Origin of the sequence: Pseudomonas sp. R9.37 (assembly GCF_963878885.1) — a bacterium.
Taxonomy (GTDB): Bacteria; Pseudomonadota; Gammaproteobacteria; order Pseudomonadales; family Pseudomonadaceae; genus Aquipseudomonas.
The window spans coordinates 60416-82912 of sequence record NZ_CAWNZA010000004.1; the positions used below are offsets into that span (position 1 = coordinate 60416).

Below are 22497 nucleotides of genomic sequence, written 5' to 3' on the forward strand. Positions count from 1 at the left end.
CACGCCGCAGACGCCCCCGCCCAACCCAACTGACTCGACGGGGTGCGCCCCCCTAAACTAAATGGGCGAGCGCCGCTAAGGGAAAGTCAATTACTGAGCGTGTTTTACTCCCAATCAAGGTCCTTATAGGAAACCTTGTCCTGTTCAGGAAAGTCGGTTTTTTAATCTGTACGAATAGCACTTACTCATCGCTTCAAAATGGTTTGAGGCTTCGACCCGCCAAGTAAGTACTGCCTCGTTATGTAAAAGCTTACGTGCATCTTCGCCCTGAGGGCCGGCGAGACAAAATGTCTGCTCACCGTCAGGCTCCAGCCAGAGTTCATCATTCATTGAAAATTTTTTTGCGCTCTAAGTTGACTGGAATGTAGCGCTGTGAGGCTTACGCCGGTGAAAAAGTCTAGGCATGGCAATCGAGCTAGGACAGTAACTTTGCCATTTCAGACGTACCGGCCCAGCCGATTTGCTCATAAATAGGCCGTCCCATCCGGGTAGCATGCAGTACGGCAAATGTGATCTCTCGTCGAGAAAACTCCGCTTCAGCTGCCTGCATCAGCGCTGATGCCAAGCCTCGCCGCCGATATTGCGGCGCAACGTAGACGTTCAGCACATAACCTCGCTGGTCCGACGTAGGATGTGATGGGTGCGGCGGCCATTCGATGGACATCAGCCCAATACCGGCAACCGGCCGCCCGGCGTCAAGCAGCAAGAACCCAAAGTAGCGGCCATCACTTAAACGTTGCGCCAGCCATGGTCGAAAATGTTGGGTCATCACCTGTAACTTATCCAGATCGCCACCCGCGTCGAGGAACATGCTTTGCCGGTGCATGCAGATGGTTTCGAGATCATTGACCTCAAGCGTGCGGCAAGTCAGCCCTGAAAAATCGATACGTCCTTGTGCTGGGTTCATGACAGGGTCCCGGTGCGAATGAAGAATTATCATGAAGCCGAGCCGCCACGCCCGTAAAGAGACCGATGCAAAACACACGCTCTTGGCGAGGGTTGTATTGCAGCGGAAAAGATTCGTTCGGCATTCAAACCTTGAAGTCTTTGGCCATTAGCTGCTGCATCAGAAAGAACATGAGCGAACACGCGAGACGCTCACACAATTATTTTATGAACGGGTGCATCCACTTTGTTCGCTGGTTCGTAGATTCAATACCCTCACTCGGAGGGCATACGAGCCAAGGAGATACACCATGCACGCCTTTTACAAAAAAATTGCTGCAGCAGCCTGCTTCGCTATTCTCTCCGTAACCGCAACCGTCAGCTTCGCCGCCGACTCTGTGATGGTCGGAGGCGCAGCGATGTACCCGAGTAAAACCATCGTGGAAAACGCGGTCAATTCAAAGGACCACACGACGCTGGTTGCAGCCGTCAAGGCTGCCGGGTTGGTTGATACGCTCAATAGCAAAGGCCCATTCACCGTATTCGCACCGACAAACGAAGCCTTTGCCAAGCTGCCTGCAGGCACCGTCGATACGCTGGTCAAGCCTGAACACAAAGCCGACCTGACTAAAATCCTGACCTACCATGTCGTACCCGGCACTCACACATCGGCACAACTGATGGCCGACGCCAAAAAGAACGGCGGCACCGTTGTGTTGAAAACAGTTCAAGGTGAGTCGCTGAATATCAAGCTGCACGACGGCAAGCTCTGGGTGGTAGATGCCAAAGGCGGTAAGGCAAGTATCAGCATCGCAGACGTGATGCAGTCCAACGGCGTGATCCACGTTGTTGACTCGGTCTTGATGCCTTAAATGCTCCTCAAGCCCGGCAGACGCGCAGTTTGCCGGGTAGCGGGGTTTGCCAATAGCCGGTCACGGTCAGTTCAACGACGCGCGATGTGGCGAACGGCGATGATCATCGCATCCGAACCAAGAAACCCTTGGGCGAGCTCATCAGCCCCTTCTCTACCCGCCAAAACTTTCACGAGCCTTAGCAGGCGCACCGCAACATCAAAGTCTCGATACTCATCGTAAGTTTCTGCGATGAAGCCAGGTACTGATTGCCTCGACGAGTTCGGCCTTGCACTCCACCGGCAACCAATGCCCGCCAGATAAACTCGTTACGGTGAGGTCTGCGCAGGCGGCACGCATTGGCTCGCCCAACTGGTTACCCTTGATGGTATTCATCGGGTCATAGTCACCGTTTACAAACAGTACGGGCAAGGACAGGCGGCCGCCATTGGGCGCTCGATCGGCGTACTCGATGTTGGCGTCGTCGTTCAAATACCATGCGCAGGGCGCGCGAAAACCATGCTGCTCAAAACTGCGCACCAGTGCCGCGAAGTCCGTCTGCGGCCAAAGCGCGGGGTCGGGCTGGGTGGGCGGTGCTCGGTGTGCTTCACCAAACCGCCCTCCTTTGCTGGTGACTTGGGCGTTTGATGCGACTTTGGTGATGCTCGCAGGGTCGCCTCGTCGATAGATCGAAGCCAGTGATGCGGCTTTATCGGCATCAAGGTCAGCGACGGCGGACGCGAAGTGCGCGTTGTAATAGCGGTAGTAGTCCCATTGACCGTCTGGATACTCGTCTGCCGGATAGATCGTTCGGTCGACCAGCGGGACGAGCGTCGGCAGCGCATTCGTGGTGGGGAAGTACGGGACCGAAATCAGCACAACGCCGCGGCTGCGCTGGGGTTCATGGGCGACCAATTCACCCGCAACAACGCTGCCCCAATCGTGGCCCACCCAAATGGCGGGCATTCCACCGAGGTGGTCATGAAGCTCTGCCATGTCTGCCACGATGTTTTCAAGGGTATACGCGTGGGTGTCCGCCGGCACAGAAGAGCCGCCATAGCCGCGCATGTCGGGTGCAACGCAGTACCAGCCCTGGGCAGCGAACGCTTGCATCTGCGGGCGCCAGATCAGACTGAGCTGCGGCCAGCCGTGCAGGAACATCATCAATGGCCCCTCGGCAGGTCCCGACGTCACATAGTGGGTCGTATGACGGGGCGTGCTGAAGATGTGCGAGGTCAGCGTGGAAGTGGACACAGGATCTCCTGGTGCAACACCGGCGGATAGGAGCGAAGCGGCGGCGCCAGGTTGCGGCGCCTGTTCCAAGAGTAACGCCTTTATGTCATCACGGCGCATTGTTGCACTGTAGCCCGCCTCAAGCCCTTGGCATGGCTGCCTGGACGCCATTGGCCTTATATCGCACTCCAGACAGTGACCTCGCCCGGCGCTCACAAACTTTTCACAGTCAAGCGCCTATTGGTGAACCCAAGCTCCTGGTGAACATCCCTTTAAGCCCGCTGATCCCCATCGCGGGCTTTTCTTTGCGCGCAATTTGGCTGTTGGTATTGCGACCCGATGGGAACTAGAGCGCCTCAACCTTTCTACATTGAGAAATCTCGGGCAATGCCTGATCGGCAGAGACTTTATTGAGCTGCCAATGCAGCTTGACAGCGTTTGATTGGTTTACACGCACTCTGGCGCTGCTGGACGTGAGGCTGATATACGAGGCATCTGAACTTTTAACGTCGATGACAACGGCGGTGGTGTCGCCCTCAAGATCAGCATTCCCCAGAATTCCAGCTTTCCATTTCTGAGTGACCGTGTGCTCACCTGGCGTAACAGGTACGGCTACATAACCACCGTTCTCCAGAGACGCTACTGGCTTGCCATCCAAAGAAATCAAGGCAGACATTAAACCCATGTCGTAGTTACTGGGCCTGTAGACATAGATGACACCCCGTTGGGAACCCACGTTTTCAAGAGGGGTAAATGTTGGCCCTGTGATCGTGCAGGCGCTGAGTAGCCCGAACCGGACAAGTGCTGAGATCTTCCATACCCTAGTCATAACCGCTCCATTCGGATTCAGCGCTTGATGATCAACACTGCAAGACTGCTAATCAAACGGTTTGTGTTGATTTTGCACGCCCCCCACTCTCCCCCCAAATGTTGGCGGTAAACCATGAATGGTCAGCGAGGGCTTCAGTTCCTGCCTAGAATCGCCATGCGCTCGAAGATCAGCGACAACCCACAGCGTCGTGAACGCCGCGCGTCGAACAGCCGAGTGGCTGAGGTGCAACAGGTACGCCGGGCTGAGAGCGCTGAATTGACAGCTTGGAACAGATGCGCTGCATCAGCGAGAAGCGTCGGATGTCTTCGAATGGTTCTAAGTGGACACAGCTATGGGGAAGTGAGGAACAAGCGGCCAGAACTGATTCTGGCCTTTAGACTAATTGCCGTAGAAGTACCACATCAGTCGCCACTGTGACGACTCACCGAAGGTCAGCAGTATTGACACACCCGCATGCCGCTTGTCCATAGTGACCTTCAGTTAGACCATCTACTCATGGCAGCATAATACCTATCCACTTAGCTGGTGGGTGTAACTCTTTCAAGTTACCCCACATCACAGTCAACTCCTCCCGCACATGGATACTTAATAAATATGCGATAACCCTTACCTCAATGCATCTTCGTTCCCGATCTATGGTCCATTGTGCATCGGACCTCAAGCTGCATAAGGCGAATTTTTGTAGCTCCCACGGTCGGATCAAAGCGTAGCAGGCTCGAAAATCCAGTGCTGCTTCTCGCAGAGAGTGAGAACGTACCCTTACCGGCCTGTAGCGAAACTCTGCTTGATAATTCTTCAGAGAATGCAGTTACACCAGACGGAAGATAAAATAGCTGGGCCAAGTCTTGATGACCGATATCATATGAACCGTTCACTTCAATTTCAGAGCAATTCCTCATCAGCTCATCGTGACCTATAGAAATTATCAGCATTGGATCATTTTGCGAATCTATAAAAACACCGTCACCCCCCGAAGACAAAATATGTGAATTTTTGAATTCGACCAAGCCATTATCACTTGTTAGTCGAAAGATAGGAGGCGGTGTATTAGATCCAATAGGAACAGGCCTAGCATTTATGAGACGCGTATAAGAGGCACCCGCCTCCCTACTTATGTAAAACACCTTTTGCATGTTGAGGCCGGGGTGGAGATCGCTGCATTCAAAAGGCGCTCTATTGTCCAATCCATTCTGGAGACACTTGAATATAGACTCACGCACCACCATTGTTTTTTTGTAGAAATCGGCATGCGACATTATTGTAGTGCACAAGACCAACGCCATCAAAGCAATCAAAGAAACGGCGCCAGCCGAAAGCTGAAAGCATCTAGACTTTAGCTCTAACTTAAAATTCATCAACCCAAGCATCACAAGCCAAGGCCACAATATTGTAAGCCAAAAAAAATGAAATCTCCCGTAACCATAAACAAACACATCAATTGGCGCACTAATGAAATCAGGACGTAGATTCGCTCTTCCTGCTGATACAATCATTAGATATGAAATGCACACCCCATATAAGCACAGGTAAATAAAAGCAACCCTAAGAACTTTATTATTTCCCTTATTGAAAATAAAGTCAAAAAGTGAACGCGCAGCAAAAAAGGTAGCGATCACCATCATCATTACTGACAGCGTCAATGATAGCTTAGGGTATTGGCTAGGGAGCATAAGTGAACGTGCTACCTTGCCAAGCATGAAAAGCCAGAAATCAGGCTCCCATGGGTAGGCCAAAGGCGCGTCTGGTCGATGCGTTCCGTGCTGGATTGCTAAAATCACCCAAAGCTGTGCAAATACTGTTATAACAGTGGGCAACAACAAATATGCCGCGCACACCTTAATACGGTCGGACAATTTATTTTTTGCTATTACAAAAAAAATGACAAACCCGATAAAAATGGAAAGATTGGCAAATGCTCCACTTGTATATGAAAAACCAGACAGCAAAGCCATTACAGCAATAAGGCAACCAGACACCCATTTATCAAGTCGAGAGAGTGCGACACTGAGAATACCTAAAGAGCAGACTAATGGTAGAGCCTGATGGTAAGCCATATTTTGCCAACCCCAGTATGAATCTGGCTGGAGCATAAATATGGTAGTTGAGAATGCAATAGCTTTTACAGTTCGATTTTCGACCACTCGACCTAACAAATTCCACTGCATAAGTAGAATTGAACCTAAAACAAAAAACAACGATATTGCTTGGTAAGCAATACTATTTCCAGCAAGAACTCTAAATGCCAAGCTATCGAGAAATAGACCAACCGAATAATAGGTATCATTAGCCGGCTGACTTATATAGTCGAAATCCATGCGACCTGCACTGCCGGTTTCGTACTGTCGCATATCGTCCAGAAATGGAAGATCGATGCCAAACGAGAGCCAGCCCACTATGCTCATGAGAAAGCTTATGATGGGTAACGCCACAATTACCATGCATATCGCGCGACTTGCTAAGCGATAGAGCTTTTCCCTGTTAAATTTTTCAGCATTACCATAATTATATTCCTGACGCACAGTCTGTGATCCTTAATTCTATTCTACCGAACACTATATTTTTTTTGGATGCGCCGGCGATCATACACATCCTAATTCGATAGTCCACCATATGCCTTCTCACAGGTCTCTCCTGGGGCGTGGCTTTGATCAGCATGTCCTGCCAGATCTCCCGATCTCTTTTCAGCGCGCTTGAAGACGTGGGCAAACCAAGACGGCACGGGTGGCTGGCGCGCTTGAGGCGGCAGTGCAGGAATGGCTGCTGGCTTTAAGTGCTGTGAATCGAGTGGCAAGGCTATCTGCCGTTCGCTGCACGCTGATACGAGAAGCGCGCTCATTAGCAATATCAGCGGTGATTTGGCCATCTTGTACCGCCTGTCGATTGAGCGTTGATAAGACTGCTCAAGAGCCCGTGTAGACGCATCGTTGGCTGCTTTTGCCTGGGCGTCCGCATCGCGCGGCGTTCCATTCGGTCTCACATGTTGCGTCTGCCGTAGTTACGCCATGGTTGTAGGCGCCAAATAACGTCGCAAGTGCGAGTAGAAGCGCCGCAAAGTAGGAAAGGATCTGCATCCGCACAGAGATCATGAAAGCACGCCCGGTGCCTTTTCATACAGTGCCTTGCGGTCATCCTGGCAAGTGAGTCTACCGTTGATGCGCCGGGTGATCTTCGCGAAGTCTCCGGCATCAGCCAGAGTATTGAGTCCGCGTGTAGACCAGAACTATGCTGCTGATATTGCGGCGTATTTCGGCTGCTCCAGCAATTTTTTCTCCAGACAAAAAAAGCCTGCGCCTTGTCGGGCGAGACTCTTTCGATATACTCCGATTAATTATCGGAGCGAACAGGGATGGATCCCATGAAATACGGAATACTTCTCTTAGCCGTCCTTACTTTTAGCGGCTGTAAAACTTATAGCGGTGGCCAAGATGGCCCTGACATTAAGGCTGGCGGACTTCAGGTCAGTTGCAATGCAACCCCAGCCAATCAGCCCGGATGCTACACCCCGCCCCCCTCTTGGTGGACCAAGCTCCCTGACCATTTTTTCATTCGTGGTAGCGGCTTTTAAAGTTCGAAGCGCTGAGCTGATCCTTCCTCCAGGCGAAAAAAAACCGCTCAAGGCGGTATCGGCGTGCTTGTTTGCCGCGGTTGAGCGCTGCTTAGGCCTGTGCAGCCTTCAACGCAGCGAGCTCTGCGCGCAATTCTTTGACAGCTCCCATCAAGTCCGTGATCAATGCCATCGGTCGAGTTGCTGAACGCGGGGTTGGCCATCGTCGCCAACCCCATCTTTTTCGCCGGTAACGGCAAGCGTATTGATCCCTGCGCCTCGTGCGCGATCAGACCTTGATAAACGACGTCATCCCCTCTGAACACATCGCCAAACGCTTTGCGCTGGTAGGTGACGATCCGGTAAGCGTCGATACGCTCCAAGTAAGATGCCTCGGGCGCGTCCTTGATGTATTTCTTGAAGCGGTAGTCAGCGCCGAACAGTGTCATGGTGCCCACGTACGTTGCGCCGATACACGTCAACGTTTGAGCCGGTCAAGTTGAGGTTATAAGCGTTCGCCGTGTGAGCCCCGCCCGCACCCGATGTCACCGGCAAGGACTTGGACAAAGCTCGACTCAAATGGGCAAAACGGGAGGCCAAAGATAAACCGGGCGACCTGACGATCATGAAGGACATTTTTGAACGCTGTGATCGGGACGTCATCCCGAAAAGGGCAATCGGACTCAGACCAATACCTGGCAGAGCTCAAACAATTCAGGCGGACGTTCGATAGCGCGCCCATCGACTCGATCACGCCAGCCAACATCGCCGGCTATCGCGATGCCCGAACGGCCAAGGTTCGCGCCAACAGGGAAATCGCCCTTCTTTTGCATGTGTTCAATATAGCTCGCGAATGGGGACTTACCGAGCGAGAGAACCCCTGCCAAGGCGTTAGGAAGAATATAAGGAGCTGGCATGCGACTACTACGCACACGCAGTGGTCTGGGATGCGGTATACGGGATGGCGAGCCTGAACGGAAGGAAGCCATGGATCTGAGTTATTAACCGGCCAGCGGGCAGCTGATGTGATCATCATGCGCAGCGACGATACTGAGGGTGATTACTTTCTGGTCACGCAAGGGAAAACCGGGCTGGAGCTGAGGATCCTGATACGCACAGAACCGGGGGAAAACAGTCTTGGGAAATTAGTCAGGGAGATAACTGAACGGAATGTCGGCCATCCAGGTACCTGCTGATCAACAGGCATGCAAAACGGGTGACGAAAAGGATGTTGAGCTTGGCTCGACTGAAGGCGATCGACCAGGGCAACCCACTGCTTGCAGCCAAGATCGCCGGGGTTCAGTTTCGGGACATTCGCCCTGAAGCGCCGCCGGAAATCCTCGATATTGGGGATGCGAGCCCGCTGCTGGGGCATGGCAAGCAGGAAATCACGCAGAGGGTTTACAGGAGGGTCGGAGCGACCGCGAAGCCGTCAAAGTAAAAAAGTTATGAAACATTCCAATATTAGTTACGGAACACCTGCGGAAACCGGTGACAGAATCACCTTGCTCCAGAAACGCAAAAGCCCCGCTTTCGCGAGGCTTTTGTGTAAATCTTGGCGGGAAACCAGGGATTCGAACCCTGGGAACGCTATTAACGTTCGCCGGTTTTCAAGACCGGTGCATTCAACCACTCTGCCAATTTCCCTTTTGCATCACAGGATTATAGTAGCCCTTCCCGTGTCAGCGGGCGCCATAATACCCGAATGAAACACACTGTCAAACTCTCGGCATCGCTTGTTACAGAGCGTCTGTTATGATCTTTGCGACTGAACGTTTCAAAACTGAAGGAGTGTCGCCATGCGCGAACAGAATTACGCAGTGAATGGTAACGCGCAGGCTGAGCAGCTTGAAGTCAGCCGCGTGTTGCGCAATACGTACGGCTTGCTCGCCCTTACCCTCGCATTCAGCGGCGTAATGGCGTATGTAGCGCAGCAAATGCGCGTTGGCTACCCGAATATCTTTGTCGTATTGATCGGTTTCTACGGTCTGTTTTTCCTGACCAACAAGCTGCGTGACTCGGCCTGGGGTCTGGTGTCGGCGTTTGCCTTGACGGGTTTCATGGGCTTTATCCTCGGCCCGATCCTCAACCGCTACCTCGGCATGGCCGGCGGCGCGGAAGTAGTCAGCTCGGCGTTTGCCATGACGGCCCTGGTCTTCGGTGGTCTGTCGGCCTACGTGCTGATCAGCCGCAAGGACATGAGCTTCCTGGGCGGTTTCATCACCGCTGGCTTCTTCGTGTTGCTGGCAGCAGTGGTCGCAGGCATGTTCTTCCAGATCAGCGGCCTGCAGTTGGCTATCAGCGCAGGGTTTGTGCTGTTCTCCTCTGCTTGCATCCTGTTCCAGACCAGCGCCATCATCCACGGCGGTGAGCGCAACTACATCATGGCGACCATCAGCCTGTATGTATCGATCTACAACCTGTTCATCAGCCTGTTGCAGATCTTCGGCATCATGGGCCGTGATGACTGATTGCTAGCGCCATAAAAAATGCCCCGCATCGAAAGATGCGGGGCATTTTTGTTTCTAACGGTTCAATACCGATTAGGTTCCATTTCCAGCTCAACCTTGAAGCGTTCAGCAATGTCCTGCTGGATACGCAGCGCCAGGTCGGCAATATCGTGCCCTGTCGCCGCACCATAGTTGACCAGCACCAGTGCTTGCATCTTATGCACGCCCGCATCGCCATCACGAAAGCCCTTCCAGCCGGCCTTATCGATCAGCCAGCCGGCCGCGAGTTTCATCTGCCCGTCCGCCTGCGGGTAAGCCACCAGGTCCGGATACAGCGCCTGTAGCTCTGCGGCAAGCGCTTGAGACACCAGCGGGTTCTTGAAAAAGCTCCCGGCATTACCCAGCTCCGCCGGGTCCGGCAGTTTTTCGCGGCGGATGCTGCAGATTGCGCGGCTGACGTCGCTGGGCGTCGCCTCGGTGATCCCCTGCCCGGCCAGGCGCTGCTGCACCGGGCCGTAGTCGAGCTTCAGGTGACTGGTGCGACTCAAGGCAAAACGCACGCGCAGAATCAACCAGCGCCCGGTTTCGTGTTTGAACAGGCTGTCGCGGTAAGCGAAGTTGCACTCTTGCAGGCTGAAGTCGCGCAGCTCGCCCGTTTGGCGGTCCAGAGCAGTCAGGCCGGCAAACACATCCTTGATCTCTACACCATAGGCACCAATGTTCTGCATCGGCGCGGCACCGACAGTGCCGGGGATCAGGCTGAGGTTTTCCAGACCGCAGAAACCGTGCTCCAGGGTCCACAGTACAAACGGGTGCCACGCTTCGCCCGCTTCGGCCTCGACCACCACCTGCTGCCCATCATCCTGCAACACGCGAATGCCTTGGGTCGCCATGCGCAACACCAACGCTTGAATGTCCCGGGTCAGCAGTAAGTTGCTGCCGCCACCGATCACCAGCAGCGGCACTGCGTGCGCAGCCGCATAAGCCAGGGCCTCGCGGACATCGGCGTCACTATGGGCCTCGGCAAACAATTGGGCGCGTACGTCGATGCCAAAGCTGTTGAATGGCTTGAGCGATACCTGCGCAAGCACGTGCAAGGTCATAACCGCCCCTTCAATTCGATCACCAATAAATCACAGGCGCGCTCGATCAGGTCAAGAACCCGTTCAAAGCCTTGTTCACCTTCGTAGTAAGGGTCTGGCACCTCGTCCACTTCAGACTCAAAACGGCGCAGGAACAAGTCCAGCTCTGCTTTACCCTGCCCGGGGTGCAGCGCCTTGAGGTTGCGCAGGTTGCTGTGGTCCATGGCCAGAATCAGGTCATAACGCGCGAAGTCGGCACGCGAGACCTGTTGGGCACGCTGAGCCGACAGATCATACCCGCGCACCAACGCCGCACGCTGGCTACGCTGGTCCGGCGGGTTGCCGACATGCCATTCACCGGTGCCCGCAGACGCCACTTCGACCTGGCCTGCCAAGCCCGCTTCGCGCAGTTTATGGCGCAATACGCCCTCGGCGGTGGGCGAACGACAGATGTTGCCCAGGCAGACAAACAGAACCTCCATCAGGCCCCCAGCAGGCGACGGACGCGCTCAAGGTCTTCGTGGGTATCGACACCGGCCGGCGGTGCTTCCAGCGCGTCGCCTACATGGATACGCACGCCATGCCACAAGGCACGCAGTTGCTCCAGAGATTCGGTGTTTTCCAACCAGCACGGGCCCCAGCTGACAAAGTCATGCAGGAAACCTGCGCGATAGGCATAGATACCGATGTGGCGGCGGTAAGGCACGCCCTCCGGCAAGACGTCGCGGCGCTTGGCAAACGCATCGCGCGCCCAGGGCAGGGTCGAGCGGCTGAAGGTCAGCGCCAGTCCATTGATGTCGCTGACCACCTTGACCACGTTCGGGTTGAACAGGGTGTCGATGTCTTCAATAGGCTCGGCCAGGGTCGCCATGCGCGCTTCGCCATGGGCAGCCAGGTTGGCGGCGACCTGATCGATCACACTCGGCGGGATCAATGGCTCGTCGCCCTGCACGTTGACTACAATTGCATCCGCCGCCAAGCCGAGCTGTGTGGCGACTTCGGCCAGGCGGTCGGTGCCGGAATTGTGGTCTTCTCGGGTCAACACCGCTTCAGCGCCAAAACCTTTGCAGGCCTCGATGATGCGCGGGTCATCGGTGGCCACCACGACCCGTTCGGCGCTGCTTTTGCAGGCCTGCTCCCACACCAGCTGGATCATCGGCTTGTTGCCGATCAATTGCAGCGGCTTACCCGGCAAGCGGGTCGATGCGTAGCGCGAAGGAATGACAACGGTAAAGGCGGTGGTCATTTATCCAGACGCTCATCGGTGGTCAGGGTACGGGCTTCACTCTCCAGCATCACCGGGATGCCATCGCGGATCGGGTAAGCCAGGCCGGCGCCTTTGCTGATCAGCTCGGTTTTGTCGGCGCTTAGCTTGAGCGGGCCTTTGCAGATCGGGCAAGCGAGGATGTCGAGCAGTTTGGTGTCCATGAGCGTTTCCTGGGTAAAAGCGATTTAAGGCAAGAGTCGGGCGGGCAGCAAGCGCATCAGTTGCGTGTCGAACCAGGCGACAAACGCCGGTGACGGCAGCGCATCCACTGCAAGGTACCACCAGTCGGGACGGGCGAAGGCGCGGCACTTCACCGCGTCCTTTTCGGTCATGACCAGCGGCAATGCCGGCGTAAAATTCAAGACATCGGCGCTGTAGGGCGCGTGGTCGGCAAACGCATGCGGTATCGGCAGCCAGTGTAGCGTTTCAAGGGTAGTGAAGAAACGCTGCGGGTTGCCAATACCCGCGACCGCATGGACCTGCTGGCCCACCGGAAAATAATCGGCGGGCTGGCGCTCACCGGTTTTCAAATTGATCAGCGCCGTGGGTTGCAGACGGAAGGCGAAGCCATCCTCGCGATCGGACGCGGCACCGTTATAGAGCAGCGCATCGACACTCTGCAGACGCTCGACCGGCTCACGCAAGGGCCCGGCCGGCAAGCAACGGCGGTTGCCGAGGCCACGGGCGGCATCGATCAACACCAGTTCAAGGTCTCGGGCCAGGCGGTAATGCTGCAGGCCGTCGTCGGAAAGAATCAGGTCAAGGGGCTCGCTGGCCAGCAGCGCTTTCACCGCGCGACTGCGGTCTGGGTCAATCATCAGCGGGACGCCGCTGCGCTGCACGATCAGCAACGGCTCGTCACCGGCCACTTCAGGGCTTTGGCTCGCCTCGACCCGCCACGGCAACTGCGGCGGTTTGGCCCCGTAACCGCGACTGACCACCCCTACCCGCAAACCACTGCGCCGGCAGTGATCGATAAGCCACAGAATCAGCGGCGTTTTACCCGTGCCGCCCACAGTGATATTACCGACCACCACCACCGGTACCGGCGATTGATAGATCGCGCCCTCGCCCGCCAGAAAACGCGCACGTTTGCGCTGCACCACGCGGCGATACAAAGACTCCAGCGGCCGCAGCAGCGTGAGTGCCGGGTGGCCTTCGTACCAGGCCTTGAGCAAACGATCGGACATGGCCATCAGGGTTGGGCCGCCGCCTCTACGGTGGTCATGCGCAGATGGGTGAAGCCGAGCTTGCCGGCAGCATCCATCGCGGTGATCACGGCTTGGTGTTGGGTTTTGCCGTCTGCACTGATCGAAAGTGGCATGTTGGTATCGCCGCCGGATTCTTTCTGCAAGGCGTCCATCAGGCTGGTGAGGTCATTTTTCTCAAGCAATTGGTTATTCACCGAAAACACCCCGTCGGCGCTGATGGCAATATCCAATTGCTTGGCATCCTGGTCCTCGGCCGGCGAGCCGCTCACCGCTTCCGGCAAGTCGACACGCAGCTGGGTTTGCCGGGTGAACGTGGTGGTGACGACGAAGAACAGCAGCAGGATGAACACCACGTCAATCAGCGACGCGAGGTTGATATCAACGTTTTCCCGTTGCTTGCGGCGAAATTTCACACCCGGCCCTCGACGAAATCAACATCACGATCGCCCTGCACCACTTCCACCAGTTTGATCGCTTCCTGCTCCATACCGACGACGAGTTCATCGATGCGGCGTTGCAGGAAACGGTGGAAAAACACCGAAGGAATACCGACCATCAGGCCCGCAGCCGTGGTAATCAAGGCCTTGGAGATACCGCCTGCCAATACCGCGGCATTGGTGGTCATGCCTGAGCCCATGAACGAGCTGAAAATATCAATCATGCCCAGCACCGTACCCAGCAGGCCAAGCAATGGCGCCATGGCCGCGATGGTGCCGAGCGCATTGATATAGCGCTCCATCTCGTGGATGACCCGGGCGGCGGCTTCCTCAATGCACTCTTTCATGATCTCGCGACCATGTTTGGAGTTGGCAAGGCCGGCAGCTAGGATTTCACCCAGAGGGGAGTTGGCGCGCAATTCCTTGAGTTTGTCTTTATCCAGTTGCTTGTTTTTGATCCAGCCCCACACCTGCCCCAGCAAATGCTCGGGCGTGATGCGGCTGGCACGCAGGGTCCACAGGCGTTCGGCGACGATGCCGAGTGCGGCGATGGAGCTCAAGATGATCGGCAACATCATCCAGCCGCCGGATTTGACCAATTCCCACACAGTGAATGTCCCCTCGAAAAAGTGCGCCACTTTACCATATAGGTTCGTCAGCGGGGCTCGTCAGCCACCGGCCCGCCCGTCGCGGGCCTGGGCCCTGGGCGATGTTGGTTTAGGGTAACGCGTCACGCCAGAAGCGGCGTTGACTGCGAGCAACATCAGGTGGTTGAAAGGCGCCCAATTGCACCCGCACGGCGCCTTGCTCGGCGCTGTCGTACACGCGACTGCCCAACGCCTGATAACGCGCCAGCACTTGCGGGTGCGGATGACCGAACGCGTTGCCACGCCCCCGTGAGATCAGGACCGATTTGGGCGCAAGTTGTTCCAGCAAGGGCCAGGATGAAGAACTGCGACTGCCATGATGCGGCGCCTGCAGCCAATCGGTCCGTACCGCCAGGGGGGACGCGAGGAAGGCCCGTTCGGCAGCGCGGTCAATATCGCCGGTCAACAGCAGGCGTTCGCCGTTGGCGCTTACACCCAATACACAGGATTTCGGATTGCTGGTAGTGGCGCCAGGCCACTGCCACAGTTCAAACGCCACACCGTCCCACTCCCATTGCTCGCCACTGACACAGGGTTGGGCATCGAGCAATGCCGCCAAGCCTTGGGTTTCTCCTCCGATTACCCGCTGGACTGCAAGCCCTTGGGCAACTGCTGCCGCACCGCCCGCGTGGTCCGCGTGAGCATGGCTGATCACCAACAGGTCCAAGGTCTCGACCCCGAGCTTTTTCAACGCGGGCAGCACCACACGCGCGCCAAGATCAAACTCGCCGGAACGCGGCCCCGCATCGTAAAGCAAGGTGTGATGACGCGTGCGCAGGACCAGCGCCTGTCCCTGGCCGACATCCAACTGCACCACTTCAACCTGCCCAACAGGCACGGGCTGTCTGGGTGGAAAGACCGCCAGCAGCAGCATTGGCCAGCCCAGCAGCCGAAACGGCAGGCCTTGAGGCAGCAGCAACAACACCGCGCCCGCCAGGCTTACACACCAATACACCAGGGGCACCTCGGCCGGTATCCAGGCCGGCTGCTGGCTCGCCAGCAGCGTCAGGGCCCTGAAAAGCCCATCAAGTGCGCCGCCGGCCAGCCACAGCAAGCTTTCACCCACAAACGGAATCGCCAGCAGCGCAGTCCCCAGCAGCGCCAATGGCAATACCACCAGGCTGATCCATGGCACGGCAAACAGATTCGCCACTGGCGCGCTCAGGCTTACAGGCAAGCCCAGCACCAGCAGTAACGGAAATAAACCGATGGCAATCAACCACTGTGGACGCGTCCATGCATGCCACAGACTCCATGGACCCAAGCGCCCGCTGAAGGCCAGTACCAGTACCGCGACGGCCGCGAACGACAACCAGAACCCCGGCTGCAAACTCGCCAACGGTTCCAGCACCAGCACGGCGTCGAGCGCCAACAACAGTGGCCACCAGATCCCCAAATGCCGAAAGCGCAAACGCCACAGCAATACCAGGCCAACCATCACACAGGCCCGTTGTACCGGCACACCAGACCCAGCCAACAGGCCGTATCCCAGCGCGGCGGCAAAGGCCAGGCCACACGCCCATGGCAGCCACGGCAAGGCTCGAGGCCAACAGCCGTGGCGGGCGAGCCCGGCCACCAGGCCGTAGATCAACCCCGCCAGTAAGCCGATGTGCTGGCCGGAAATCACCAGCAGGTGCACGGTTCCGGTGTCCTGCAATACCTGCCAGTCGCTGGCAGCCAGCCCAGAGCCATCGCCCAATACCAACGCCGCCAAACCCGCCTCGCGCCCTTGGGCGTCCACCGCCGCCAAGCGTTGCCGGACAGCATCGCGCCAGGCATTGCGGGCTGGCGCCAGGCGCTGGCCGTCCTTGACCGATCCCGTGGCCCCGATACGTTGGGCCAGGAGCCAGGCTTCGTGGTCAAAACCGTGAAAGTTGAGCAGCCCCGTGGGCCGCTTCAACGTGATCGCCAGGCGCCAACGCTCACCGCTGTTGACTGGCGGGCCACCGTGCCAGGACACCCGAATGCGCTTGGGTAAGCGGGCTGTGCGTGACCGACTGTCGGTCAGTTCAAACCGTACGCCGGTGCTCGTCTGCTGCGCCAACCCGGTCACGCGGCCTTCTACCCAGCGCGTCTGGCCATCCAGCGCCGGCTTCAGACGGTCGTCCAACGCCCACTGCGCGCTCAGGCACGCCCAGCCCAATCCGAACAGGAAAAAGGCCACCGGGTAGGTGCGAAAAGGCAACAACATCAATGCAATCACCCAAATGGCCAGTAACCATCCGGTAGGCGGCAGTGCGGGCAAAAGTCGCAACGAAAGCAGGCCAAGTCCGAGCGCAAACATGCCGATTTTCATGAATCATCCTTTGCAAGTGATCCACTCAGTCTTAGTCGCTCGCCCAGCGCTGCCGATGATGTTTTGTCACAAAGTCTGAATTTTCTGTTTATAGAATGCGGGCATACTTGCCCCTCGAACTGACCTGGACCCCTTATGCCCCGGCGCTTATTCAAACGGTACATGCCCGATCCCACGAGTATCCGGGAACACAAGTCTTTACGATTTCTCGGCACGTTGCTGCATGACCCCAACCTCTGGCACCTGAACCGGCACTCCGTCGCGCGTGCCATGGCGGTGGGCCTGTTCGCGGCATTCATCCCGATTCCGCTGCAGATGTTGCTGGCCGCGATCCTGGCGATTGTGGTGCGCGGCAATATGCCTATCGCCGTCAGCCTGGTGTGGCTGACCAACCCGATCACCATGCCGGTGGTGTTTATCTGCACTTACCTGACCGGTGCCTGGCTGATGAACGTGCCGCCGCGCAGCCTGCCGGACAACCTCACCTGGGAGTGGATCAGCGGCCAGTTGAGCACGCTGTGGCAGCCATTCCTGTTGGGGTCGGTGGTCTTGGGGCTGGTGTTGGGCGCGTTGGCCTACTGCCTGACCATGGGCTATTGGCGTTGGTGGGTCGCGCACCAGTGGAAGAAGCGCAAGCAGCGTCGCGCGTGAAAAAAAGCTAACGCGCCAACAGACGCAAATGGACCCGCAGGCCTTGCCCGGTATTTTCCGCCCACAAACGCCCGCCCTGACGCTGTACGGCATTACGGGCGATGCTCAGGCCCAGGCCGAAACCGCCATCACCGGGCCGTGACCCTTCCAAGCGTGTGAAAGGCGCGAAAATTCGCTCCAGGTCACGCTCATCAATGCCGGCGCCCTGATCCTCCAGCCAGATATGCCAGTAATCAGCGTCTCGACAGCCATCAAGCTGCACCCGCCCGTGCGGGGGCGAATGCCGAATGGCGTTACGCAGGATATTTTCCAGGGCCTGAGCCAGCGCGTTCAGGTTGCCCTGTACCCAGCAGTCTGCGGGCAACCGGCAAGGTAAACGCGACGCCGGCCAGTCACTTTCAAAGCAGGCGTTTTCCCTCAGCATGTCCCACAGGGCCGGAAGTTGAATATCTTCATTGGGCAATGGCGTGCGTTCGCTGTCCAGCCAGGCCAGTTGCAGGCTGTCTTCCACCAGGCGCTGCATGGCATCGATTTCCCGGCCCAGGCGCTCACGCAACTGCGTCAAATCCTGTTCGCTGTCGCAGGCCACGCGCAAACGGCTCAACGGTGTGCGCAGCTCATGAGACATGTCCCGCAACAGTTGTTGCTGCAACACCACCGTGCCCTGCAAGCGCTCGGACATATGGTCAAAGGCCCGGCCCAGTTCACCCAGCTCGTCCTGACGGCTGGTAGCCTCGCGCGACATGCGCGTATTCAATTGATCGGCGCGCCAGGCATTGGCCTGCTCACGCAATTGATTGAGGGGCATGATCAAAAGCCGGTAAAGCCCAATACACAGCAACAGCGTAAACAGGCCTGGAATCACGCCATTGGTCACCACGCGCCAAAACAACTGGTAGCGCCCAGGCATGAAACGCTGGGGCAGTTCGATCACCAGTGAACCCGCACCTGGGTCGACTGGAAACGGGATTTTCATCCACGGCAGGCCTTTGACATGCCGGCTGACGGGCCACTCCAACCCGCGCAGAAAGGTCAGGCGCTGGCTTTCCTTGTCACTCAGTGGCGTGCTGCTCAAAGACTGCAAGTCGTTGCCGATCACACCGATCCACGTGGACTCACGCTTGGCCATAAGCGCTAACCAGGCATCCACGCCTGCCCTGCCCTGGGTATTCCAGGCCAGTTCGGCGCCCGCGGCATAACCCCGCAGAATCTCGCGCGACTCCTCGGCCACGTAGGCATTCTGCTCTTCCATGTAGCGGCCCCAGGACCAACTGAGCCAAATCATCAGCAAACAGAAAGCGATCAGCAGGCAGGCCAGTTTCCAGAATAACGAATGCTTGCCCGGCAACCGCTCAAAGCCCTTCATCATGGCCGCTCAGTACGTAACCCTTGCCCCATACCGTGCGCACTTCACACTCGCTGTAGCCGATGGCCTTGAGCTTGCGGCGAATCTGGCTGACGTGCATGTCCAGACTGCGGTCGTGGGGCGCATAACCGCGCTGCAACACATGCTGATAGAGGAAGGCTTTGCTGAGCACTTCGTCAGCATTGCGGTGCAGGGTTTCCAACAGACGGTATTCGCTGCGGGTCAGCCCGGCCCAGTGCGCCTGATAAAAGACATCGCACAGCTGGTCGTCAAAGCGCAGCGTGCGAGTGTCGTCGCGCACCGCCCGACGCGTGGGCAGCGGGCGCCGATCCAGGGCCACACGGCGCAAGATGGCTTCAATGCGCACCCGCAGCTCGATCATGCTGAACGGCTTGGGCAGATAGTCGTCCGCACCGAGGCGAAAGCCACTGATACGGTCGGCTTCTGCGCCCAGCGCCGACATCAGGATCACCGGGATCGCATGGCTCTGGCGCAGGTGGGTGAGGATCGACAACCCGTCCATCCCGGGCAGCAGGATATCCATCAACACCACGTCGAACGCCTGGTCGCGGGCCATTTGCAGACCTTGCTGGCCGTTCTGGCACCAGGTCACCTGGAAGCCACAGCGGCCCAGATGCTCATGCACATAAGCACCCAGCACGGGATCGTCTTCGATTGTCAGGATACTGGGTGAGCCAGCTGCGGGAGTCATTAGCGTCTGCAAGTCATTCTCAATCGCTGATTATTCAAGATTAACCGGCCCCAGGCAATCGCCACCCGGCTCTCAATGGCCCGAAGATTGCGGTATGTCATTAATTTGCGAGATTCCAGACCGCGCAAATGGCTACACTGCGCAGGTGGCGTGGGCCGGATGCCCGCGCAGATAATCGAAAACAATGTGGTAGCAGGAGAGTGGCGTGCTTAGAAGAATGGGGATAAAAGGCCGCGTACTGTTGCTGACCTTATTACCGACCAGCCTGATGGCCCTGTTGTTGGGGGGTTATTTCACCTGGATGCAGCTCTCGGAGTTGCAAACCCAATTGCTGCAGCGTGGCGAAATGATTGCCGAGCAGTTGGCGCCGCTGGTAGCCCCTGCCCTGAGTAGCAAGAACACCGACCTGCTGGAACGCATCGCCACCCAGTCGCTGGAACAACCCGACGTGCGTGCCGTGTCGTTTCTGGCGCCGGACCGCTCGCCCCTGGCGCACGCCGGCCCAACCATGCTCAACCAGCCGCCCGTCGGTAACAGCTCCCACCTGCTGCAGCGCACCGGCAATGACGCCACGCGCTACCTGCTGCCGGTATTTGGCCGCCACCGCAACCTCGCAGGCGAGCTGATCCCCGATGAAGCCGATCGTTTGCTGGGCTGGGTCGAGGTAGAGCTGTCGCACAATGGCATGTTGTTGCGCGGCTATCGCAGCCTGTTCGCCAGCTTGCTGTTGATCGCCATCGGCCTGATCTGCACCGCCGCGCTTGCGCTGCGGATCAGCCGCACGATCAACTCGCCGATTGGCCAGATCAAGCTGGCCGTGGCCCAACTCAAGGACGGCAACCTGGAAACCCGCTTGCCACCCTTGGGCAGCCAGGAACTGGACCAGTTGGCCTCGGGCATCAATCGCATGGCCGAAACCCTGCAAAATGCCCAGGAAGAGTTGCAGCACAGCATCGATCAGGCCACCGAAGACGTGCGCCAAACCTGGAAACCATTGAAATCCAGAACATCGAGCTGGACCTGGCGCGCAAAGAGGCCCTGGAGGCCAGCCGTATCAAGTCGGAGTTCCTGGCCAACATGAGCCATGAAATCCGCACCCCGCTCAATGGCATTCTCGGTTTCACTCACTTGTTGCAAAAAAGCGAACTGTCACCGCGCCAACTGGACTACCTGGGCACCATCGAAAAGTCCGCCGACAACCTGCTGGGCATCATCAACGAAATTCTCGACTTCTCGAAAATCGAGGCCGGCAAGCTGGTACTCGACAGCGTGCCTTTCAACCTGCGCGACTTGCTGCAAGACACCCTGACCATCCTCGCGCCCGCCGCCCATGCCAAGCAGTTGGAACTGGTCAGCCTGGTATACCGCGACACCCCGTTGGCGCTGGTCGGCGACCCGTTGCGACTCAAGCAGATCCTCACCAACCTGATCAGCAATGCGATCAAGTTCACCCGCGAAGGCACTATCGTGGCCCGCGCGATGGTCGAGGACGAACAGGAGGACAGCGTACAGCTGCGCATCAGTGTGCAAGACACCGGCATCGGCTTGTCCAACCAGGACGTGCGCGCACTGTTCCAGGCGTTCAGCCAGGCCGACAATTCCCTGTCACGGCAACCGGGCGGTACCGGCTTGGGCCTGGTGATCTCGAAACGACTGATCGAGCAGATGGGCGGTGAGATCGGTGTCGACAGCACGCCGGGAGAAGGCTCTGAATTCTGGATCAGCCTCAACCTGCCGAAAACCCGCGATGACGTCGACGACCTGCCCTCTGCACCACTGCTGGGGCGTCGCGTGGCGGTGCTGGAAAACCACGAGCTGGCGCGTCAGGCCCTGCAACACCAACTGGAAGATTGCGGCCTGGAAGTGACGCCGTTCAACACCCTGGAAAGCCTCACCAACGGCATCACCAGCGCGCATCAGACCGAGCAGGCCATCGACCTTGCCGTACTCGGCGTCACGGCCAATGATATTCCGCCCGAACGCCTCAACCAGCATTTGTGGGACCTGGAACACCTGGGCTGCAAAGTGCTGGTGCTGTGCCCGACCACCGAGCAGATGCTGTTCAACCAGTCGGTGCCCAACCCCAACAGCCAGTTGCAGGCCAAACCGGCCTGCACGCGCAAATTGCGCCGCGCACTGGCCGACCTGATCAACCCGCGCCCCTTGCGCAGCGAACCCGGCGAGCCGCTGTCCAGCCGCGCGCCGCGCGTGCTCTGCGTGGATGACAACCCGGCAAACCTGTTGCTGGTACAAACTCTGCTCGAAGACATGGGCGCCAAGGTGCAGGCGGTAGAAAGCGGCTATGCCGCCATTGACGCGGTGAAACAGGAAACATTCGACCTGGTGCTGATGGACGTACAAATGCCCGGCATGGACGGCCGCCAAAGCACCGAGGCTATCCGCCAATGGGAAAGCGAGCGCCACGGCACGCCGTTGCCGGTGGTAGCCCTCACCGCCCATGCCATGGCCAACGAAAAACGCGCGCTGCTGCAAAGCGGCATGGACGACTACCTGACCAAACCCATCAGCGAACGCCAACTGGCCCAAGTGGTGCTGAAGTGGACCGGCCTGGCCCTGCGCAACCAAGGCCCGGAACGCACCAACGACAGTTCGGGCACAGGCGTGAAACTGTTGGTACTGGACCATGAGGAAGGCCTGCGTCTGGCGGCCAACAAATCCGATCTGGCCGCCGACATGCTCGCCATGCTGCTGGCCTCTCTGGAAGCCGACCGCCTTGCGATCACCGTCGCCCGCGAAGCCAAAGACAACAATGCCCTGATCGAGCGCGTCCACCGGCTGCACGGCGCCACCCGTTACTGCGGTGTGCCGCAATTGCGCGCCGCCTGCCAACGCGCCGAGACCTTGCTCAAGCAGGACGACGCCAAGGCCATGGCGGCCCTGGATGAACTGGACATGGCGATTGCCCGCCTGGCCAGTGAGGCGCGCGTCAGCGCCTGAGTTTATTTATAAGCGCGGGCACTTGCGGCGCGGGTTTGCTCCTGTCTTCAAGGGTCTGCGCTTGCAACTCGCAAC

At 57.7% G+C, this 22497-nt stretch carries 18 protein-coding genes, 1 tRNA gene and 3 pseudogenes; 5 read left to right on the forward strand and 17 right to left on the reverse strand.

Annotated features, from left to right (window positions below; genetic code table 11):
* Positions 1-415: 415 nt before the first annotated feature.
* Positions 416-907 (reverse strand): GNAT family N-acetyltransferase, encoded by a 492-nt coding sequence (locus AACU78_RS03315; RefSeq protein WP_106579821.1) that lies wholly within the window; start codon positions 905-907, stop codon positions 416-418.
* A 289-nt stretch (positions 908-1196) separates the two neighbouring features.
* On the opposite strand from AACU78_RS03315, the gene AACU78_RS03320 reads away from it, so the two are divergent.
* Positions 1197-1757: a fasciclin domain-containing protein gene (locus tag AACU78_RS03320; RefSeq protein WP_106579822.1), complete on the forward strand. Its 561-nt coding sequence runs from the start codon at positions 1197-1199 to the stop codon at positions 1755-1757.
* A gap of 213 nt (positions 1758-1970) precedes the next feature.
* On the opposite strand, the gene AACU78_RS03325 is transcribed toward AACU78_RS03320, so the two are convergent.
* The 5 genes and pseudogenes from AACU78_RS03325 to AACU78_RS03345 all read right to left on the reverse strand — a co-directional run.
* Positions 1971-2990 carry an alpha/beta fold hydrolase gene (locus AACU78_RS03325; protein WP_106579823.1) on the reverse strand — a complete coding sequence of 340 codons (1020 nt, stop codon included), beginning with the start codon at positions 2988-2990 and terminating at the stop codon, positions 1971-1973.
* A 325-nt stretch (positions 2991-3315) separates the two neighbouring features.
* Positions 3316-3798 carry a DUF2846 domain-containing protein gene (locus tag AACU78_RS03330; protein ID WP_106579824.1) on the reverse strand — a complete coding sequence of 161 codons (483 nt, stop codon included), beginning with the start codon at positions 3796-3798 and terminating at the stop codon, positions 3316-3318.
* A gap of 614 nt (positions 3799-4412) precedes the next feature.
* Positions 4413-6320 (reverse strand): hypothetical protein, encoded by a 1908-nt coding sequence (locus AACU78_RS03335; protein ID WP_146151462.1) that lies wholly within the window; start codon positions 6318-6320, stop codon positions 4413-4415.
* Positions 6321-6883: 563 nt separating this feature from the next.
* Positions 6884-7066 (reverse strand): annotated as a pseudogene (locus AACU78_RS03340) (glycoside hydrolase family 19 protein); the annotation flags it as partial.
* Positions 7067-7457: 391 nt separating this feature from the next.
* A pseudogene (locus AACU78_RS03345) lies at positions 7458-7855 on the reverse strand (tail fiber domain-containing protein); the annotation flags it as partial.
* Between the two features lie 727 nt (positions 7856-8582).
* Here AACU78_RS03345 and AACU78_RS03350 point away from each other — a divergent pair.
* Positions 8583-8786: a hypothetical protein gene (locus tag AACU78_RS03350; RefSeq protein WP_256587039.1), complete on the forward strand. Its 204-nt coding sequence runs from the start codon at positions 8583-8585 to the stop codon at positions 8784-8786.
* Positions 8787-8901: 115 nt separating this feature from the next.
* Here AACU78_RS03350 and AACU78_RS03355 read toward each other — a convergent pair.
* A tRNA-Ser gene (locus AACU78_RS03355) sits at positions 8902-8992 on the reverse strand.
* Between the two features lie 152 nt (positions 8993-9144).
* Between AACU78_RS03355 and AACU78_RS03360 the strand changes: the two genes are divergently transcribed.
* On the forward strand, positions 9145-9816 hold the full coding sequence (locus tag AACU78_RS03360) for a Bax inhibitor-1/YccA family protein (protein WP_106579826.1): 672 nt from the start codon (positions 9145-9147) through the stop codon (positions 9814-9816).
* 62 nt (positions 9817-9878) lie between these two features.
* On the opposite strand, the gene murB is transcribed toward AACU78_RS03360, so the two are convergent.
* The 8 genes from murB to AACU78_RS03400 form a co-directional block, all read right to left on the reverse strand.
* The gene (gene murB, locus AACU78_RS03365) at positions 9879-10898 is read right to left on the reverse strand and encodes a UDP-N-acetylmuramate dehydrogenase (RefSeq protein ID WP_106579827.1); all 1020 of its coding nucleotides are present in this window, start codon (positions 10896-10898) and stop codon (positions 9879-9881) included.
* Entirely contained in the window at positions 10895-11359 is a 465-nt protein-coding gene (locus AACU78_RS03370; protein ID WP_106579828.1) for a low molecular weight protein-tyrosine-phosphatase, read from the reverse strand. The genes murB and AACU78_RS03370 overlap by 4 nt, the downstream gene beginning before the upstream one ends.
* The gene (gene kdsB / locus AACU78_RS03375) at positions 11359-12123 is read right to left on the reverse strand and encodes a 3-deoxy-manno-octulosonate cytidylyltransferase (protein WP_106579829.1); all 765 of its coding nucleotides are present in this window, start codon (positions 12121-12123) and stop codon (positions 11359-11361) included. The genes AACU78_RS03370 and kdsB overlap by 1 nt, the downstream gene beginning before the upstream one ends.
* Positions 12120-12305 (reverse strand): Trm112 family protein, encoded by a 186-nt coding sequence (locus tag AACU78_RS03380; RefSeq protein ID WP_003174668.1) that lies wholly within the window; start codon positions 12303-12305, stop codon positions 12120-12122. Before AACU78_RS03380 ends, kdsB begins: the two co-directional genes overlap by 4 nt.
* Positions 12306-12329: 24 nt before the next feature.
* Positions 12330-13340, reverse strand: coding sequence for a tetraacyldisaccharide 4'-kinase (lpxK, locus tag AACU78_RS03385; protein WP_106579830.1), 1011 nt, complete (start codon positions 13338-13340; stop codon positions 12330-12332).
* Positions 13340-13768: an ExbD/TolR family protein gene (locus tag AACU78_RS03390; RefSeq protein WP_106579831.1), complete on the reverse strand. Its 429-nt coding sequence runs from the start codon at positions 13766-13768 to the stop codon at positions 13340-13342. The genes lpxK and AACU78_RS03390 overlap by 1 nt, the downstream gene beginning before the upstream one ends.
* Positions 13765-14400 (reverse strand): MotA/TolQ/ExbB proton channel family protein, encoded by a 636-nt coding sequence (locus AACU78_RS03395; RefSeq protein WP_106579832.1) that lies wholly within the window; start codon positions 14398-14400, stop codon positions 13765-13767. Before AACU78_RS03395 ends, AACU78_RS03390 begins: the two co-directional genes overlap by 4 nt.
* 109 nt (positions 14401-14509) lie before the next feature.
* On the reverse strand, positions 14510-16735 hold the full coding sequence (locus tag AACU78_RS03400) for a DNA internalization-related competence protein ComEC/Rec2 (protein ID WP_106579833.1): 2226 nt from the start codon (positions 16733-16735) through the stop codon (positions 14510-14512).
* 135 nt (positions 16736-16870) lie between these two features.
* Between AACU78_RS03400 and AACU78_RS03405 the strand changes: the two genes are divergently transcribed.
* On the forward strand, positions 16871-17386 hold the full coding sequence (locus tag AACU78_RS03405; protein ID WP_106579834.1) for a DUF2062 domain-containing protein: 516 nt from the start codon (positions 16871-16873) through the stop codon (positions 17384-17386).
* A gap of 7 nt (positions 17387-17393) precedes the next feature.
* Here the strand turns inward: AACU78_RS03405 and AACU78_RS03410 are convergent, their stop codons facing one another.
* Positions 17394-18752, reverse strand: coding sequence for a sensor histidine kinase (locus AACU78_RS03410; protein WP_106579835.1), 1359 nt, complete (start codon positions 18750-18752; stop codon positions 17394-17396).
* A complete protein-coding gene (locus AACU78_RS03415; protein WP_106579836.1) occupies positions 18739-19464 on the reverse strand; it encodes a response regulator transcription factor in 726 nt (241 codons plus the stop codon). The genes AACU78_RS03410 and AACU78_RS03415 overlap by 14 nt, the downstream gene beginning before the upstream one ends.
* 205 nt (positions 19465-19669) lie before the next feature.
* Between AACU78_RS03415 and AACU78_RS03420 the strand changes: the two are divergent.
* Positions 19670-22422 (forward strand): annotated as a pseudogene (locus AACU78_RS03420) (response regulator).
* Positions 22423-22497 lie beyond the last annotated feature (75 nt).